Below are 14,509 nucleotides of genomic sequence, written 5' to 3'. Positions count from 1 at the left end.
GTAGGCGAGCACGCGGGCGCCGTGCCGGGCGCGGAGCTCCTGGAGGGCCGCGTACGCCTCCGAGGTGCCGCCGCGCAGCGACTCGGTCAGCCGGACGTCGGACGCGTCCCGGTACGCCCCCGACGACACCTCCCCGATCCCGTCACCCTCGACGGCCCCGTCGCCCCCGGTCATCCACCGCCTCCTCGCCCCTGGCTCCCGGCCGCCGGACCTCGACGTCCTGACCTACCGGCCAGTTTGGGCGACCCATAGTGGTGGAAGAGGCCCCGCGGGGAAAGGGGTGACCCTGGGTAACGCGTCGCGCCCCGCGCCCGGCGGGCGCCCGGTGCCCCTGGGGTCGTCACGACCCGTGGGACATCCGGCGCCGACAGGGCGCGGGGCGCAAACCGTCACGTACGACGCCCGGCCACCCGCGAGCTGCCGCGGCCGCCGCTCACTCCTCGACGGTCAGCGCCTTGCGCAGCCGTACCAGCGTGCGGGACAGCAGCCGGGAGACGTGCATCTGGGAGATGCCCAGCTCCTCGCCGATCTCCGACTGGGTCATCCCGGCCACGAAACGCAGCGACAGGATCTTCCGGTCCCTCGGCGGCAGTTCGGCGATCAGCGGCTTCAACGACTCGACGTACTCGATGCCTTCGAGCCCGTGGTCCTCGTAGCCGATCCGGTCCGCCAGCGCGCCCTCGGCGTCGTCCTCCTCCGGCTGGGCGTCCAGCGAGGAGGCGGTGTACGCGTTCGACGCGGCCATGCCCTCGACGACCTCGTCGTTGGAGATGCCGAGCCGCTCGGCCAGCTCGGCCACCGTCGGCGCGCGGTCGAGCTTCTGCGCCAGTTCGTCACCGGCCTTGGCCAGGTCGAGCCGGAGTTCCTGCAGCCGGCGCGGTACGCGCACGGACCAGGAGGTGTCGCGGAAGAAGCGCTTGATCTCGCCGATGATGGTCGGCATCGCGAACGTGGGGAATTCCACACCGCGCGACAGTTCGAAGCGGTCGATCGCCTTGATCAGGCCGATGGTGCCGACCTGGATGATGTCCTCCATCGGCTCGCTGCGCGAGCGGAAGCGGGAGGCGGCGAACTTGACCAGGGCGAGGTTGAGTTCGACGAGCGTGTTGCGGACGTAGGAGTACTCGTGGGTGCCTTCCTCGAGCGACTCCAGGCGCTCGAAGAGGGTCCTGGACAACGCCCGTGCGTCGACCGGTCCCACCTCGTCGTACGGGGGGATCTCCGGCAGTCCGGCGAGTAGATCGTCCTGGACGACACTCATGTCGTCCTGCTCGATGGGAGCCAGATGTTCCTCAGGGAGTGTCGACGTCGCTTTCTGGGTACGCGATGCGTCGAGCCGGGGTGACATGATGTCCTCCATCGTTCTCGGCATATGGCTGCCGAAGCCAGTACGTGCACTGCGGTGTGCGGCGCCTCCAAAGCCGGCCGTGTCGGTTACGTGTCCTTACTAGCCCTACCCGGTCCGGCAAGCCCGCCGCAAGTGCATTCTGTTCGGGTATGTCCGTTTGTGCGCGATTGTTCGGGTGCCGAAGGCTGTCAGGAAGGCGTAGTGTTCGAGGGCGTCAGCAAGCAGCCACGAGGTCGGGAGAGAGAGACGGCATGGACCGCGGGACGGTCGGCAGCGCACAGTCGGGCCGGCTTCTGGTCGAGGTGCGAGAAGAGGGCCCCAGTGCCGTCGTGACTCCGGCGGGTGAGTTGGATCACCACACCGCCGATCTGTTGCGTGAGCCACTGGAGGACTGCCTCGCCAAGGGATTGAACCGGCTCGTCATCGACTGCTCCCGGCTGGAGTTCTGCGACTCCACCGGGCTCAACGTCCTGCTCGGCGCCCGGCTCAAGGCCGAGGCCGCCGGGGGCGGGGTGCACCTCGCCGGAATGCAGCCGGTGGTCGCGCGGGTCTTCGAGATCACGGGAGCGGACGCCGTCTTCACTGTCCATGACACCCTCGAGGCGGCCCTGGCCGACGACTCCGGGTGACGTCCACGGCCGGGGCGGCCCGCCGCCCCGGACCCCGTGATCCGGCGTTCCCCGGTCGTCCCGCCTTTTCGCGCGAATACGGGGGTGTTTCGCCGGGTCCCCCGGGCAGGAGACATCCTGAACGTGTCGGCTGCCGTGGTCGCTGGGGTGAAGTGAACCGAACGTGCCGCGCGCTGCGTGACTGACTGAGTACGGAATTTTTTGAATCGTGAACCGGTGAATCGGTGAGGTGAAGCGCTGATGAGCACCACCCGGCCCTACTCGCCGGGCGACCGCGGTCCGGAGCCCAGCGGCGCTTCCGGAGCGTCCGGGGGCGGCGCGTCGGGGGCGGGCGCCGCCGACGAGGGCGTGGCCGTGCCCTCCGGGGCGGCGGGGTCGCCGGGCTCCCCGGCGGGCCGCCAGGTCCGCCGGCTGAGCTTCGACGACCAGAGCGGTGTCGTGCCGCTCGCCCGCGATTTCACCCGCCAGGCGCTGTACGCGTGGGGCTGGCTGCCGGCGGCCACCGCCGATCAGCGGGCCGCCGCCGAGGACGTCCTGCTCGTCGTCTCCGAACTGGTCACGAACGCCTGCCTGCATGCCGAGGGGCCGGACCAGCTCACCCTCACCTGCGACAACAAGGTGATCCGGCTCGAGGTCACCGACCGCGGCACCGGCCAGCCGGCCCCCCGCACCCCGCACCGCGCGGGCCGCCCCGGCGGTCACGGCATGTTCATCGTCCAGCGCCTCTGCCTGGACTGGGGCGTCGTCCGCACGCCCGGCGTCGCCGGCAAGACGGTCTGGGCGGAACTGGGCGCCCCCGCGTAGGGCGAGGCGCTCCTCCTCACCGGATCGCCGATCCGGCACGTCATGTGTCTTCCCTCCTCGAGGTCCCGGGCGTACCTTGACGGCCCATCTGATGAGGCGTCAGGAACCAGGAGAGCAGGGGCCCGTGTCGTACCGGAAACGAACCGCCACGCTCGCGTCCGCCGCCGTCCTGGCCGGCACCGCGGTGCTGCTGGCCGCGCCCACCGCACAGGCCGAGGTCGTCGACGTCGACTACCAGTGCAAGACGCCGATCGGCGACAAGAGCGCCGTCTCGCCCATCGACATCGAAGGGGAGCGCAGCGGCGGCGGTTACCGGATCACCATGTCCTGGCAGAAGGGCGTCTCGTCCAGCCCGGTGGAGCTCGGCAAGGGCGCCATGAGTCCCAGCGCCACGATCGAACTGGGCGGCGCCGACACCGGCACCCTGACCGTGACCGGCCCCGCCAACGACGCGCCGATCCCGCCCAACACCCCCATCAAGATCAGCGACTTGAGCGCCACGTACACCCCGAAGAAGACCGGAAAGGTCACCTTCACGGCGGACGTCCTCACCATCAAGGCCCTCGGCACGACCACGACCTGCACCCCGACGAACGACCCGGGCCCGTCCCTGACCCTGGACGTGACGGCGGCGAGCGGCGCCCCCGCGCCCGGCGGCGGCGCGACCGACTCCACCGACGGCACCCTCCCGCGCACCGGCCCCGAGGACTCGGCCATAGCCCTCGCCACCCTCGGCGGCACGGTGCTCCTCACGGGCACAGCCGGCACCCTGTGGCTGACGCGCAGGCGCCGAGCACCGAGGACCGTCCGGTGACGCACGGCGGGTGAGCTCGGGGGAGCGGCGCGATGAACCACAGGGCACGGCTCACGGCTCCGGCGCTCACACTGATGTTCCTGGGCCTCGCGACGCCCCCGGAACCCACCACGGCGGACGGCCCGCCCCAGGCACCCCTGCCGGCCCCCGCGGCGCGCACCGCGCCACCCACCGGTGCACCCGGCGGCGACGGGCGGCCCGGCGTGGAGGTCTCCCGGGACGAGGCCGGAACCGGCGGTTCGATCACCGTCACCGGTACCGGATGGCGCCCCCGTACCCTCCTCATGCTGCTGATCTGCGGCCAGGCAACCCCAGCCGGCGGCGTCACCGGCGGCACGGCGTCCTGCGCCAACGCCGACGGCCGCACGGTCACCACCGACCCCGACGGCCGCTTCCGCCGCACGCTCCCGGTGGTGGAGCCCCCGGTCCCCTGCCCCTGCGTGGTGCACGCGGAAACGGTGACCGGCGCGACAGCAGACGCGGACGCGGCGTTCCAGGTGGCAGGCCACTCGATCGAACCGCTCCCGGCAGAAGCCACCGGTGGCCGCCTGTCCCCCACGACGGACGCCCGCCTGGAAGGCACCAGCACGCTGCTCACCCGCTTCGGCTCCCCACCCGCCCGCACCCTCACCCTCACGGTCGCCAACGTCGGCACGTCCCCCGTCCGCGACCCGGTCTTCCAGATCGGCACGTCCCACGGCGTCTACGCCCCGAGCTGGCAGCCCCACCCCTGGCGAGGCACGGTCCCACCCGGCGGCAGGGCCCGCATAGAACTCCCCGTCCAGCTGCCCGCCGGCGCCCACGGCGACTACACGATCTCCCTGAAGTACGCAGGAAAGCTCCTAGCCGAACACCCCTGGACCGAACCCCACCCGTGGGGCGTCACCCTCTTCTGGACCCTGACCTTCCTCACCGTCCCAGCGGCGGCATACCGCGCAGCCATGGCCCTGCTGGACCGGACACCACCCCGCCCCACGACGAAGGGCCCCCGCACCCACCAGGGGGTACGAGGGCCCTACGACGAGACGAGCGGAGACGTCAGCGAACGTCGCCCATCATCGCCTTCACCTTCTTGCGGTACATCCACACCGCGACACCGGCGATCACAGCCAGCGTCGCCTCCATCGCGACGATGCCCGTCTTGTTCAGGTCGACCCCGGCGATGGACAGCAGCCCGGTCGTGGCGTCACCGGCGGTGACCGCCAGGAACCAGACGCCCATCATCTGCGAGGCGTACTTCACCGGCGCCATCTTCGTGGTGACCGACAGACCGACCGGGGAGAGCATCAGCTCACCGCAGGTCTGGACGAAGTAGATCGCCACCAGCCACAGCGCCGCGGCCTTGTGGCCGCCCTCGGCGATGGACAGCGGAGCCAGGAAGAGGAAGAAGGACACACCGACCAGCACCAGGCCGGAGGAGAACTTCACGATCGTGCTCGGCTCCTTGCCGCGCCGGTTCAGCGCCAGCCAGAACCAGGCGAAGACCGGAGCCAGCGCCATGATCAGGACCGGGTTGACCGACTGGTACCAGGAGACCGGGAACTCCCAGCCGAGGACGGTGTTGTCCGCCGACGACTCGGCGAAGATCGACAGGGTCGAACCACCCTGGTCGTAGATCATCCAGAAGACGGCCGCGGCGACGAAGAACCAGATGTACGCGGACATCTTCGACTGCTCGGCCCGGTCCAGCGACTTGTCGCGCTTGATCCGGGTCAGCACCAGCACCGGCACGATCACACCGAGCAGCGTCAGCGGAACCAGGATCCAGTTCAGCGTGTAGTGGCCGGTGAAGCCGACGATCGCGTAGAACACCACGGCCAGCGCGGCCCAGAACGCGGCCTTGCGCAGCGTGGAGGTCTTCTCCTCCACCGACAGCGGCTTCGGCACGACGCTGGAGTGCGCGGCCAGGTGACGGCTGCCGAGCAGGAACTGGGCGACACCCAGCGCCATGCCGAGCGCGGCCAGCGCGAAGCCCAGGTGCCAGTTCACGTTCTCACCGATGGTGCCGATGATCAGCGGCGCGGCGAAGGCACCCAGGTTGATGCCCATGTAGAACACGGTGAAGCCACCGTCGCGGCGTGGGTCGTCCGGGCCGTCGTAGAGCTGGCCGACCATCGTGGAGATGTTGGCCTTCAGCAGACCCGAGCCGATGGCGACCAGGCCGAGACCGGCGTAGAACGTGCCGGACGTGGGCAGCGCCAGCGTGAGGTGGCCGAGCATAATGATGCCGCCGGCGACGGCGACGGTCTTGCGCGGGCCCCAGACACGGTCGCCGAACCAGCCGCCCGGCATCGTGAGCAGGTACACCAGCGACAGGTACACCGAGTAGATCGCGGTCGCGGTGCCGGCGCTGAGGCCGAGGCCACCCGGAGCGACGAGGTACAGCGGGAGCAGAGCCCTCATGCCGTAGTAGGAGAAACGCTCCCACATCTCGGTCATGAAGAGAGTGGCCAGTCCGCGGGGGTGGCCGAAGAAGGTCTTCTCGGAGCCGGGGGTGCCCGGGGTGACCGAGTCCTTCGTCAGGCTGGACGCCATGGTCGATCCTTGCTGGTCGGGACGCGTCGCGCGAGCGGGTACGCGCCCGGTGGGGGGCGGCCGGCACCGGCGGGCCCGACCGTCCCGCCCCACGCCCGAGGGGAGGTCCGCTCCGGGTCACGGAGCGGCGGACGGCGCCACCGGGATCCACGCCTTCCCGCGCTGCGATGCGCGGCCAGGCCCGGCCACAGGTCATTGCTTCCGAGGCCGGCGAGGGAGCCGGCCCGCACACAAAAGAGACCTTCAGCGTCAAGTCCGCCAAAGGTCCCCGCGGTGCAACAGGCGTTGAATCACCATACGTCAGGACACCGCCTGATATGGAAGACCTTGAGACGCGGATCACAGGCCACGGCGGAACCGTGATCGCCGATTCGAAGGTCCTTTACAGGATCGCACCCCACACCCGCAGGCCCCTCACAGGGGTCTAGACCGGTGCCCCGAACCGGCCGGGAAGGTGAGAAACCCGTGTGCACCAGGTAAGAAGCAACGCCCGCGATCACACCCCGGCGCCCCGCACGGCGGGACTACCATCACTCCATGACCCGTGTACTGCTCGCCGAGGACGACGCCTCCATCTCGGAACCGCTGGCCCGCGCCCTGCGCCGCGAGGGCTACGAGGTCGAGGTGCGTGAGGACGGACCCAGCGCGCTCGACGCCGGACTGCAGGGGGGTGTCGACCTGGTCGTACTGGACCTCGGACTGCCCGGCATGGACGGCCTGGAGGTCGCCCGCCGGCTGCGTTCCGACGGGCACACGGTTCCCATCCTGATCCTGACCGCCCGCGCCGACGAGGTGGACACCGTCGTCGGCCTGGACGCCGGCGCGGACGACTACGTCACCAAGCCGTTCCGCCTCGCCGAGCTGCTCGCCCGGGTACGGGCCCTGCTGCGGCGCGGCGCCGCCGAGCCGCAGCAGCCGCCCGCCACGCACGGCGTGCGCATCGACGTCGAGTCGCACCGGGCGTGGATGGGAGAGGAGGAGCTGCAGCTCACCGCCAAGGAGTTCGACCTGCTGCGCGTCCTGGTGCGCGACGCGGGCCGGGTCGTCACCCGCGACCAGCTGATGCGCGAGGTCTGGGACACCACCTGGTGGTCGTCCACCAAGACCCTCGACATGCACATCTCCTGGCTGCGCAAGAAGCTCGGCGACGACGCGGCCAACCCCCGCTACATCGCCACCGTGCGCGGTGTGGGCTTCCGCTTCGAGAAGAGCTGAACCCCGCGAGGGTTCGCCGTGGGTAAGAGAACATGCGCCGCCGTCTGATCCAGTCCACGCTCGCCGTGGTGCTCATCGTGATCGCCGTCTTCGGGGTCTCCCTGGTGATCGTCGAGACGCGCACCATCAGCGACAGCGCCCGCGAGCGGGTGCGCTCCGAGGCGGTCCGGCTCGCCAGCATCGTCGACAGCCGGCTGATCGTCGAGGAACAGGTCACCGCGGAGATCCTCTCCGACCAGATCACCGAGGACCGCTACGCCGTCATCCGCATCCCCGGCAAGCCGCCCATAGAGGTCGGCGACAAACCCGACGGCGACGTCATCAGCGCCACCGCGCCCGGCGAGGAGGGCGAGACGGTCACCGTGCAGGAGCCGCGCTCCTCCGTGACCCGCGAGGTCGCCCGTACGCTGCTGATCATCGGCCTGGTGGCGCTGCTCGCGGTGATCGCCGCGGTGCTCCTCGCCATCCGCCAGGCCAACCGGCTCGCCTCCCCGCTGACCGACCTCGCCGAGACCGCCGAACGCCTCGGCTCCGGCGACCCGCGCCCCCGCCACCGCCGCTACGGGGTGCCCGAGCTGGACCGGGTCGCCGACGTGCTGGACTCCTCCGCCGAGCGCATCGCCCGCATGCTCACCGCCGAGCGGCGCCTGGCCGCCGACGCCTCCCACCAGCTGCGCACCCCGCTGACCGCGCTGTCCATGCGCTTGGAGGAGATCACCCTCACCGACGACCCGGACACGGTGAAGGAGGAGGCGACGATCGCGCTGACGCAGGTGGAGCGGCTGACGGACGTGGTGCAGCGGCTGCTGACGAACTCCCGCGACCCCCGCACCGGCTCCGCGGTCACCTTCGAACTCGACGAGGTCATCCAGCAGCAGCTCGCCGAGTGGCGCCCCGCCTACCGCAGCGCGGGCCGCGCGATCGTCAGCTCGGGCAAGCGGAACCTGCGGGCGGTCGGCACACCGGGCGCGGTCGCCCAGGTGCTGGCCGCGCTGATCGAGAACTCGCTGATGCACGGCGGCGGCACGGTCGCCCTGCGTACCCGCGTCACCGGTAACCAGGTCGTCGTCGAGGTCACCGACGAGGGCGCAGGCGTCCCCGCCGACCTGGGCGCGCGGATCTTCGAACGGGCGATCAGCGGCCGCAACTCCACCGGCATCGGCCTGGCGGTCGCCCGGGACCTCGCGGAGGCGGACGGCGGCCGGCTGGAGATGCTCCAGGCCAAGCCCCCGGTCTTCGGCCTGTTCCTCTCCCGCACCCCGCCGCAGACGGCACGCGAGGACACGGGCCGGCAGACGGTCCGCTGACCCCCTACGGGACCCGCTGCTTCGTACGAGGCCGCCCGTCCCCCTTCGCGACCGGCCCCGTCACGGGTTCGCGCACCGGCAGCGCACGGAACACCCACGTGCGGTAGGACCAGAAGCGGAACAGGGTGGCGACGCCGATGCCGAGGAACTTGAAGATGTTGCTCTGCAGCGGGCTGTCCCAGCCGAACCCGTACGTCGCCGTGTACAGCACACCGTTCTCGATCACCAGGCCGACCACGCTGAACACCAGGAACAGCGACATCTCCCGGGTGCGCCCGGACTTGTCACGGTCGCGGTAGGTGAAGTAGCGGAAGCCGATGTAGTTGAAGATGATCGCGACGATCGTGGCGATGACACTCGCCCGCACCACCGGGAGGTCGGTCACCGCTCGGACCAGGTTGAACACGCCGAGATTGACCAGCAGGCCCGCCCCGCCCACCGCGCCGAACTTGGCGACCTCCTGGAAGAGCCGCCGGAGCCCCGAGGAACCGCGTTCCATCGCCTGCAGGCTCCCGTCCGTCGGTGTGCGTCAACCCAGCCATGCTAACCACCCTCCCGCGCGATCTTCCTGCGGACGGAGCCGGCGACCGAAAGCCGTCCCGTCGCAGGGGCGGGAAATCGGCCACTGTGGCGCGGCCGATACCCTAGGAACGTGACGTTCCCGGTAGTCGGCATGGTCGGCGGTGGCCAGCTCGCTCGTATGACACACGAGGCGGGCATCCCGCTCGGCATCAGGTTCAAGCTCCTCAGTGACACCCCGCAGGATTCCGCGGCGCAGGTCGTCGGCGATGTCGTCGTCGGCGACTACCGCGACCTGGACACCCTGCGCGAGTTCGCACGCGGCTGTGACGTGATCACCTTCGATCACGAGCACGTGCCCACCGAGCACCTCAGGGCCCTGGAGGCGGACGGCATCCCCGTCCGCCCCGGCCCCGACGCGCTCGTGCACGCCCAGGACAAGGGCGTGATGCGCGCGAAGCTCGACGCGATCGGCGTGCCCTGCCCGCGGCACCGCATCGTCTCCGATCCGCAGGACGTGGCGGCGTTCGCCGCGGAGGGCGACGGCTTCCCCGTCGTCCTCAAGACCGTCCGCGGCGGCTACGACGGCAAGGGCGTGTGGGTCGTCGGCTCCGTCGAGGAGGCCGCCGACCCGTTCAAGGCCGGTGTGCCCGTCCTCGCCGAGGAGAAGGTCGACTTCGTACGCGAGCTGGCGGCCAACGTCGTCCGCTCCCCGCACGGCCAGGCCGTCGCCTACCCGGTCGTGGAGTCCCGCCAGGTGGGCGGCGTCTGCGACACGGTGATCGCCCCCGCCCCGGACCTCGACCAGGCGCTCGCGCTCCAGGCCGAGCAGATGGCGCTGAACATCGCCAAGGAGCTCGGTGTCGTCGGCCATCTCGCGGTGGAGCTGTTCCAGACCCGCGACGGCCGCATCCTCGTCAACGAGCTGGCGATGCGCCCGCACAACTCCGGCCACTGGTCGATGGACGGCGCGATCACCAGCCAGTTCGCCAACCACGTCCGCGCGGTCCTCGACCTCCCGCTCGGCGACCCGCGCCCGCGCGCCAAGTGGACCGTGATGGTCAACGTCCTCGGCGGCGACTTCCCGGACATGTACTCCGCGTACCTGCACTGCATGGCCCGCGACCCCCAGCTGAAGATCCACATGTACGGCAAGGACGTGAAGCCCGGCCGCAAGGTGGGCCACGTCAACACCTACGGCGACGACCTGGACGACGTGCTGGAGCGCGCCCGTCACGCAGCCGGTTACCTGAGAGGGACGATCACCGAATGAGCCCCGTTGTCGGCATCGTCATGGGGTCGGACTCCGACTGGCCCGTCATGGAAGCAGCCGCCCAGGCCCTCGACGAGTTCGAGATCGACTACGAGGTCGACGTCGTCTCCGCGCACCGCATGCCCCGCGAGATGATCGCGTACGGCGAGCAGGCCGCGGACCGCGGACTGAAGGTGATCATCGCCGGTGCGGGCGGCGCCGCCCATCTGCCCGGCATGCTCGCCTCCGTCACCCCGCTGCCGGTCATCGGCGTGCCCGTGCCGCTGAAGTACCTCGACGGCATGGACTCCCTGCTGTCCATCGTGCAGATGCCGGCCGGTGTCCCCGTCGCCACCGTCTCCGTGGCCGGCGCCCGCAACGCCGGCCTGCTCGCGGCCCGCATCCTCGCCGCCCACGACGAGGAACTCCTCGGCCGCATGAAGGAGTTCCAGCAGGAACTCAACGACCAGGCCACCGAGAAGGGCAAGCGGCTGCGCGCCAAGGTCGACGGCGCCGCGGGCGGCTTCGGCTTCGGGAAGTGAGCCCCGTGACCCGCCTCGACGACGCCCGCGCCCTCCTCGCCGAGTTCCCCGTCGTCGACGGGCACAACGACCTGCCCTGGGCGCTGCGCCAGACCGGCTACGACCTCGACGCCCGGGACATCGCCGGTGACCAGTCCGCCCATCTGCACACCGACATCCCCCGGCTGCGGGCGGGCGGCGTCGGTGCGCAGTTCTGGTCGGTGTACGTCCGCTCGGACCTGCCCGACCCAGTGCCGGCCACGCTGGAACAGATCGACTGCGTACGGCAGTTGATCGACCGTCACCCTAGGGACCTGGCGCCCGCGCTGACCGCCGCCGACATGGAGACGGCGCGCGGCGAGGGCCGTATCGCCTCCCTCATGGGCGCGGAGGGCGGGCACTCCATCGCCAACTCCCTGGGCACTCTGCGCGGGTTGTACGCGCTCGGCGTCCGCTACCTGACGCTCACCCACAACGACAACGTGGACTGGGCGGACTCCGCGACCGACGAGCCCCGCGTGGGCGGCCTGTCGGCGTTCGGGCGGGAGGTCGTGCGGGAGATGAACCGGCTCGGCATGCTGGTCGACCTCTCCCACGTCGCCGCGACGACCATGCGCGACGCCCTCGACGCGAGCTCCGCGCCGGTGATCTTCTCGCACTCCTCGGCCCGCGCCGTCTGCGACCACCCGCGCAACATCCCCGACGACGTACTGGAGCGGCTGCCCGCCAACGGCGGTGTCGCCATGGTGACGTTCGTGCCGAAGTTCGTGCTCCAGGCGGCCGTCGACTGGACCGCCGCGGCCGACGAGAACATGCGCGCCCACGGCTTCCACCACCTCGACACGTCCCCCGAGGCGATGAAGGTGCACGCCGCCTTCGAGGAGCGCCACCCGCGCCCCGTCGCCACGGCCGCCACGGTCGCCGACCACCTGGACCACATGCGCGAGGTGGCCGGCATCGACCACCTCGGCATCGGCGGCGACTACGACGGCACCGCCTTCACCCCGGACGGCCTCAGCGACGTCGCCGGCTACCCGAACCTCCTCGCCGAACTTCTGGAGCGCGGCTGGTCGAAGGCCGACCTCGCCAAGCTGACCTGGAAGAACGCGGTGCGGGTGCTGGGCGCGGCGGAGGACGTGGCCCGTTCGCTGCGGACGACCCGAGCACCGTCCAACGCCACCATCGAGGCGCTCGACGGCACGGCCTGAGACCCGAGGCGCCGGGGTCGTACCGCCGTACCCCGAACGCGCCGTTCACCAGGAAGCCTTCCGGGCTCCGTGCGACGGTGACCCTACTTCGATCACCACCGAGGTCACCACCGAGGTCACCACGTACGGAGCCCGCCATGGCCGATCTCCAGGACGACCTGTATCCCGCCGGCGAGGTCGGCCGCGTCGACGACCTGACCGAGCCGTACCCGGCCGAGGCCGTCGTCGTCACGGCCGAGCCCTACCAGCCCGTCTCCGACCCCGACGACGCGCCCGTCACCCGCGCCCGCGCCATCCTCGCCGCGCACCCGGTCGCCGACGGCTACAGCGGACTGCCCTGGGCGCTGCGCCACCTGCCCTACTACGACCTCGACCTCGGCGAGAGCGCCGTCGACGCGGACGTGCCCCGGCTGCGCAGGGGCCATGTCGGCGCGGTCTTCTGGGCACTGCACCTGCCCGAGGGCCTCGACGGCGACCGCGCGGTCGGCGCCACCCTGGACCAGCTGGACCTGGCGAAGGAAGTCGTCGCCGCCCACCCGGAGGGCCTGCGCCCGGCCCGCACCGCCGGCCAGATCACCGACGCCCGCAACTGCGGCCGGGTCGCCGTGCTGTTCGGGCCCGCCGGGGCCGCCGCGCTCGGCGACTCGCTGGGCGTCCTGCGCTCCCTGCACGTCCTCGGCCTGCGCGTGCTCACCCTGACCGGCACGTCCTGGGCGAGCGCGGCCGGACTGACCCGGTTCGGCGAGGAGGTCGTCCGCGAGATGAACCGCGTCGGCATGATCGCCGACCTGTCGTACGCCTCGCCCGAGACCGTCCAGCGCGTTCTCGCCGTCTCCAAGGCGCCCGCGCTGTTCAGCCGCTCCGCCGCCCGCGCCCTGCGCCCCCACCCCGCCAACCTGCCCGACGAACTGCTCACCGAGGTCGGGGAGGCGAGGGGCCTGGTCCTGGTGCCGCTGACCGCCGAGCAGACCGGGCCGACGGTCCGGGACGTCGCCGACCACCTCGACCACGTCCGCTCCCTCGCCGGCCCCGACTGCGTCGGCCTCTCCGGCACCTACGACACCGGCACGGCCCACCCCCAGGAGCTCGGCGACACCTCCTGCTACCCGAAGCTGATCGCCGAACTGCTCCGCCGCGGCTGGGAGGAGTCCGAGGTGGCTCTCCTGACCTGGGGCAACATCCAACGCGTCCTGCGCGGCGCCGACTTCACCGCCCGCGCGGCGCAGCAACGCAGGCCGCCGTCGACGGCGACGATCGCGGACCTGGACGGGTGAGCGGCCGACAGGGCTTCAGGCCTCCTCGATCCGGCACAAGCAGAACGGGTGCCCCGCCGGATCGGCGTAGACCCTGAAGTCCTTGCGTTCGTAGTCCTCCCGGTCCAGCACCCGCGCCCCCAGGGCCAGCACCTGCTTCTCGGCCGCGTCGACCTCCTCCCAGGTGGCCCCGGCGTCGAAGTCGAGATGGAACTGCTGCGAGTCGTGGTCCGCGCTCGGCCAGTCCGGCGGGGCGTACCCCTCCGCCCGCTGGAAGGCCAGCCGAGGCCCGTCCGGGATCCGCAGCACCACCCAGTCCGGGTCCTCCTCCACCGGTGTGCCGCCGCCGACGGCCGCGTAGAAGCGGGCCAGCTCGAGCGGCTCGGGGCAGTCGAGGACGACGGAACGCAGCCGGGCGACGGCAGCCATGGGACCTCCCGGGGTCGGTGTACGGGTCAGCAGGCGCAGAGGCAGAACGGGTGCCCGGCCGGGTCGGCGTAAACCCGCCAACTCCGCGACCGGTCCTCGGTGTCCAGCGCCTCCGCCCCGAGCGCCAGCACCTGCTTCTCGGCCGCGTCCATGTCCTCGACGGTCAGATCCAGATGGAACTGCTGCGAGCGCTCGGGCGACGGCCACTGCGGCGGCACGTACCCCGGCGCCGCCTGGAACGCCAGCGTCGGACCACCGGGCACCTTGAGATCCACCCAGTCGCCCTCGGCCTCCGGGGTTCCCCCGACCACCTCGGCGTAGAAGCGGGCCAGCGCGTGCGGGTCGGGACAGTCCAGGACGACGGCACCCACCTTGGCTACGGACATGGCTCCTCCTGTTCCTTGGTTACCCACAGAAGCGAGTAACAGGTAACGGTTACCTCATGCTCCCCCATGAGCGGTAACGTCGCAAGCATGAGTGAGAGATCGCCCGCACCCGGGGGCCTGACCCTCGTCCAGTCCCTGGTCAACACAGTGGACCTGGAGAGCGGTGCCGACTCGCTCGGCACGGCGGAGGGACGGGCGCGCTTCGGGCTGACGGAGGAGGCGCTGCCCGCCGCCCGCGAGCTTCGGGAGTCGTTGCGCGCCACCCTGCTCGCCCACGCCGGGCACCCGC

Annotated in this window: 14 protein-coding genes and 2 pseudogenes; 11 read left to right on the top strand and 5 right to left on the bottom strand. The window is 71.3% G+C overall.

Annotated features, from left to right (window positions below; all coding sequences use genetic code 11):
- Positions 1-433: 433 nt before the first annotated feature.
- Positions 434-1,360 (bottom strand): RNA polymerase sigma factor SigF, encoded by a 927-nt coding sequence (locus tag N4P33_RS23175; protein WP_260828603.1) that lies wholly within the window; start codon positions 1,358-1,360, stop codon positions 434-436.
- A 239-nt stretch (positions 1,361-1,599) separates the two neighbouring features.
- Here N4P33_RS23175 and N4P33_RS23170 point away from each other — a divergent pair, with 239 nt between their 5' ends.
- The 4 genes and pseudogenes from N4P33_RS23170 to N4P33_RS23155 all read left to right on the top strand — a co-directional run.
- A complete protein-coding gene (locus tag N4P33_RS23170; RefSeq protein ID WP_260828602.1) occupies positions 1,600-1,977 on the top strand; it encodes an STAS domain-containing protein in 378 nt (125 codons plus the stop codon).
- Between the two features lie 240 nt (positions 1,978-2,217).
- A complete protein-coding gene (locus N4P33_RS23165) occupies positions 2,218-2,781 on the top strand; it encodes an ATP-binding protein (RefSeq protein WP_260828601.1) in 564 nt (187 codons plus the stop codon).
- Positions 2,782-2,905: 124 nt separating this feature from the next.
- Positions 2,906-3,595, top strand: coding sequence for an LPXTG cell wall anchor domain-containing protein (locus N4P33_RS23160; RefSeq protein WP_260828600.1), 690 nt, complete (start codon positions 2,906-2,908; stop codon positions 3,593-3,595).
- A 32-nt stretch (positions 3,596-3,627) separates the two neighbouring features.
- Positions 3,628-4,611 (top strand): annotated as a pseudogene (locus tag N4P33_RS23155) (hypothetical protein); the annotation flags it as partial.
- A gap of 22 nt (positions 4,612-4,633) precedes the next feature.
- On the opposite strand, the gene N4P33_RS23150 reads toward N4P33_RS23155, so the two are convergent.
- Positions 4,634-6,130, bottom strand: coding sequence for an MFS transporter (locus N4P33_RS23150; RefSeq protein ID WP_313904574.1), 1,497 nt, complete (start codon positions 6,128-6,130; stop codon positions 4,634-4,636).
- Between the two features lie 537 nt (positions 6,131-6,667).
- On the opposite strand from N4P33_RS23150, the gene N4P33_RS23145 reads away from it, so the two are divergent.
- Entirely contained in the window at positions 6,668-7,345 is a 678-nt protein-coding gene (locus N4P33_RS23145; protein ID WP_260828598.1) for a response regulator transcription factor, read from the top strand.
- A gap of 32 nt (positions 7,346-7,377) precedes the next feature.
- Positions 7,378-8,652 carry an ATP-binding protein gene (locus N4P33_RS23140; RefSeq protein WP_260828597.1) on the top strand — a complete coding sequence of 425 codons (1,275 nt, stop codon included), beginning with the start codon at positions 7,378-7,380 and terminating at the stop codon, positions 8,650-8,652.
- Between the two features lie 4 nt (positions 8,653-8,656).
- Here the strand turns inward: N4P33_RS23140 and N4P33_RS23135 are convergent, their stop codons facing one another.
- Positions 8,657-9,151 carry a GtrA family protein gene (locus N4P33_RS23135; protein WP_260828596.1) on the bottom strand — a complete coding sequence of 165 codons (495 nt, stop codon included), beginning with the start codon at positions 9,149-9,151 and terminating at the stop codon, positions 8,657-8,659.
- A gap of 153 nt (positions 9,152-9,304) precedes the next feature.
- On the opposite strand from N4P33_RS23135, the gene N4P33_RS23130 reads away from it, so the two are divergent.
- The 4 genes from N4P33_RS23130 (at position 9,305) to N4P33_RS23115 (ending at position 13,426) form a co-directional block, all read left to right on the top strand.
- Positions 9,305-10,444, top strand: a complete 1,140-nt coding sequence (locus N4P33_RS23130) for a 5-(carboxyamino)imidazole ribonucleotide synthase (protein ID WP_260828595.1) — start codon at positions 9,305-9,307, stop codon at positions 10,442-10,444.
- The gene (gene purE, locus N4P33_RS23125) at positions 10,441-10,965 is read left to right on the top strand and encodes a 5-(carboxyamino)imidazole ribonucleotide mutase (protein WP_260828594.1); all 525 of its coding nucleotides are present in this window, start codon (positions 10,441-10,443) and stop codon (positions 10,963-10,965) included. The genes N4P33_RS23130 and purE overlap by 4 nt, the downstream gene beginning before the upstream one ends.
- 5 nt (positions 10,966-10,970) lie before the next feature.
- On the top strand, positions 10,971-12,152 hold the full coding sequence (locus tag N4P33_RS23120) for a dipeptidase (protein WP_260828593.1): 1,182 nt from the start codon (positions 10,971-10,973) through the stop codon (positions 12,150-12,152).
- Between the two features lie 137 nt (positions 12,153-12,289).
- A complete protein-coding gene (locus tag N4P33_RS23115) occupies positions 12,290-13,426 on the top strand; it encodes a dipeptidase (RefSeq protein ID WP_260828592.1) in 1,137 nt (378 codons plus the stop codon).
- Positions 13,427-13,441: 15 nt separating this feature from the next.
- Here N4P33_RS23115 and N4P33_RS23110 read toward each other — a convergent pair whose 3' ends face one another.
- Together N4P33_RS23110 and N4P33_RS23105 are read right to left on the bottom strand one after the other, a co-directional pair.
- Entirely contained in the window at positions 13,442-13,834 is a 393-nt protein-coding gene (locus N4P33_RS23110; RefSeq protein WP_260828591.1) for a VOC family protein, read from the bottom strand.
- 26 nt (positions 13,835-13,860) lie between these two features.
- A complete protein-coding gene (locus N4P33_RS23105; RefSeq protein WP_260828590.1) occupies positions 13,861-14,220 on the bottom strand; it encodes a VOC family protein in 360 nt (119 codons plus the stop codon).
- Positions 14,221-14,307: 87 nt separating this feature from the next.
- On the opposite strand from N4P33_RS23105, the pseudogene N4P33_RS23100 reads away from it, so the two are divergent.
- Positions 14,308-14,509: pseudogene (locus tag N4P33_RS23100) on the top strand (hypothetical protein); the annotation flags it as partial.

The organism is Streptomyces sp. 15-116A, from assembly GCF_025290915.1.
Lineage (GTDB): Bacteria > Actinomycetota > Actinomycetes > Streptomycetales > Streptomycetaceae > Streptomyces.
Note: the sequence above shows the minus strand (reverse complement) of the source record. Positions and strands in the feature narration are given on the sequence as shown.

What these genes read in the sequence shown, in the direction of transcription:
- N4P33_RS23175 (WP_260828603.1), bottom strand. Translation starts at nt 1,360, where the DNA reads ATGGAGGACATCATGTCACCCCGGCTCGACGCATCGCGTACCCAGAAA.
- N4P33_RS23170 (WP_260828602.1), top strand. Translation starts at nt 1,600, where the DNA reads ATGGACCGCGGGACGGTCGGCAGCGCACAGTCGGGCCGGCTTCTGGTC.
- N4P33_RS23165 (WP_260828601.1), top strand. Translation starts at nt 2,218, where the DNA reads ATGAGCACCACCCGGCCCTACTCGCCGGGCGACCGCGGTCCGGAGCCC.
- N4P33_RS23150 (WP_313904574.1), bottom strand. Translation starts at nt 6,130, where the DNA reads ATGGCGTCCAGCCTGACGAAGGACTCGGTCACCCCGGGCACCCCCGGC.
- N4P33_RS23145 (WP_260828598.1), top strand. Translation starts at nt 6,668, where the DNA reads ATGACCCGTGTACTGCTCGCCGAGGACGACGCCTCCATCTCGGAACCG.
- N4P33_RS23140 (WP_260828597.1), top strand. Translation starts at nt 7,378, where the DNA reads ATGCGCCGCCGTCTGATCCAGTCCACGCTCGCCGTGGTGCTCATCGTG.
- N4P33_RS23135 (WP_260828596.1), bottom strand. Translation starts at nt 9,151, where the DNA reads ATGGAACGCGGTTCCTCGGGGCTCCGGCGGCTCTTCCAGGAGGTCGCC.
- purE (WP_260828594.1), top strand. Translation starts at nt 10,441, where the DNA reads ATGAGCCCCGTTGTCGGCATCGTCATGGGGTCGGACTCCGACTGGCCC.
- N4P33_RS23115 (WP_260828592.1), top strand. Translation starts at nt 12,290, where the DNA reads ATGGCCGATCTCCAGGACGACCTGTATCCCGCCGGCGAGGTCGGCCGC.
- N4P33_RS23110 (WP_260828591.1), bottom strand. Translation starts at nt 13,834, where the DNA reads ATGGCTGCCGTCGCCCGGCTGCGTTCCGTCGTCCTCGACTGCCCCGAG.
- N4P33_RS23105 (WP_260828590.1), bottom strand. Translation starts at nt 14,220, where the DNA reads ATGTCCGTAGCCAAGGTGGGTGCCGTCGTCCTGGACTGTCCCGACCCG.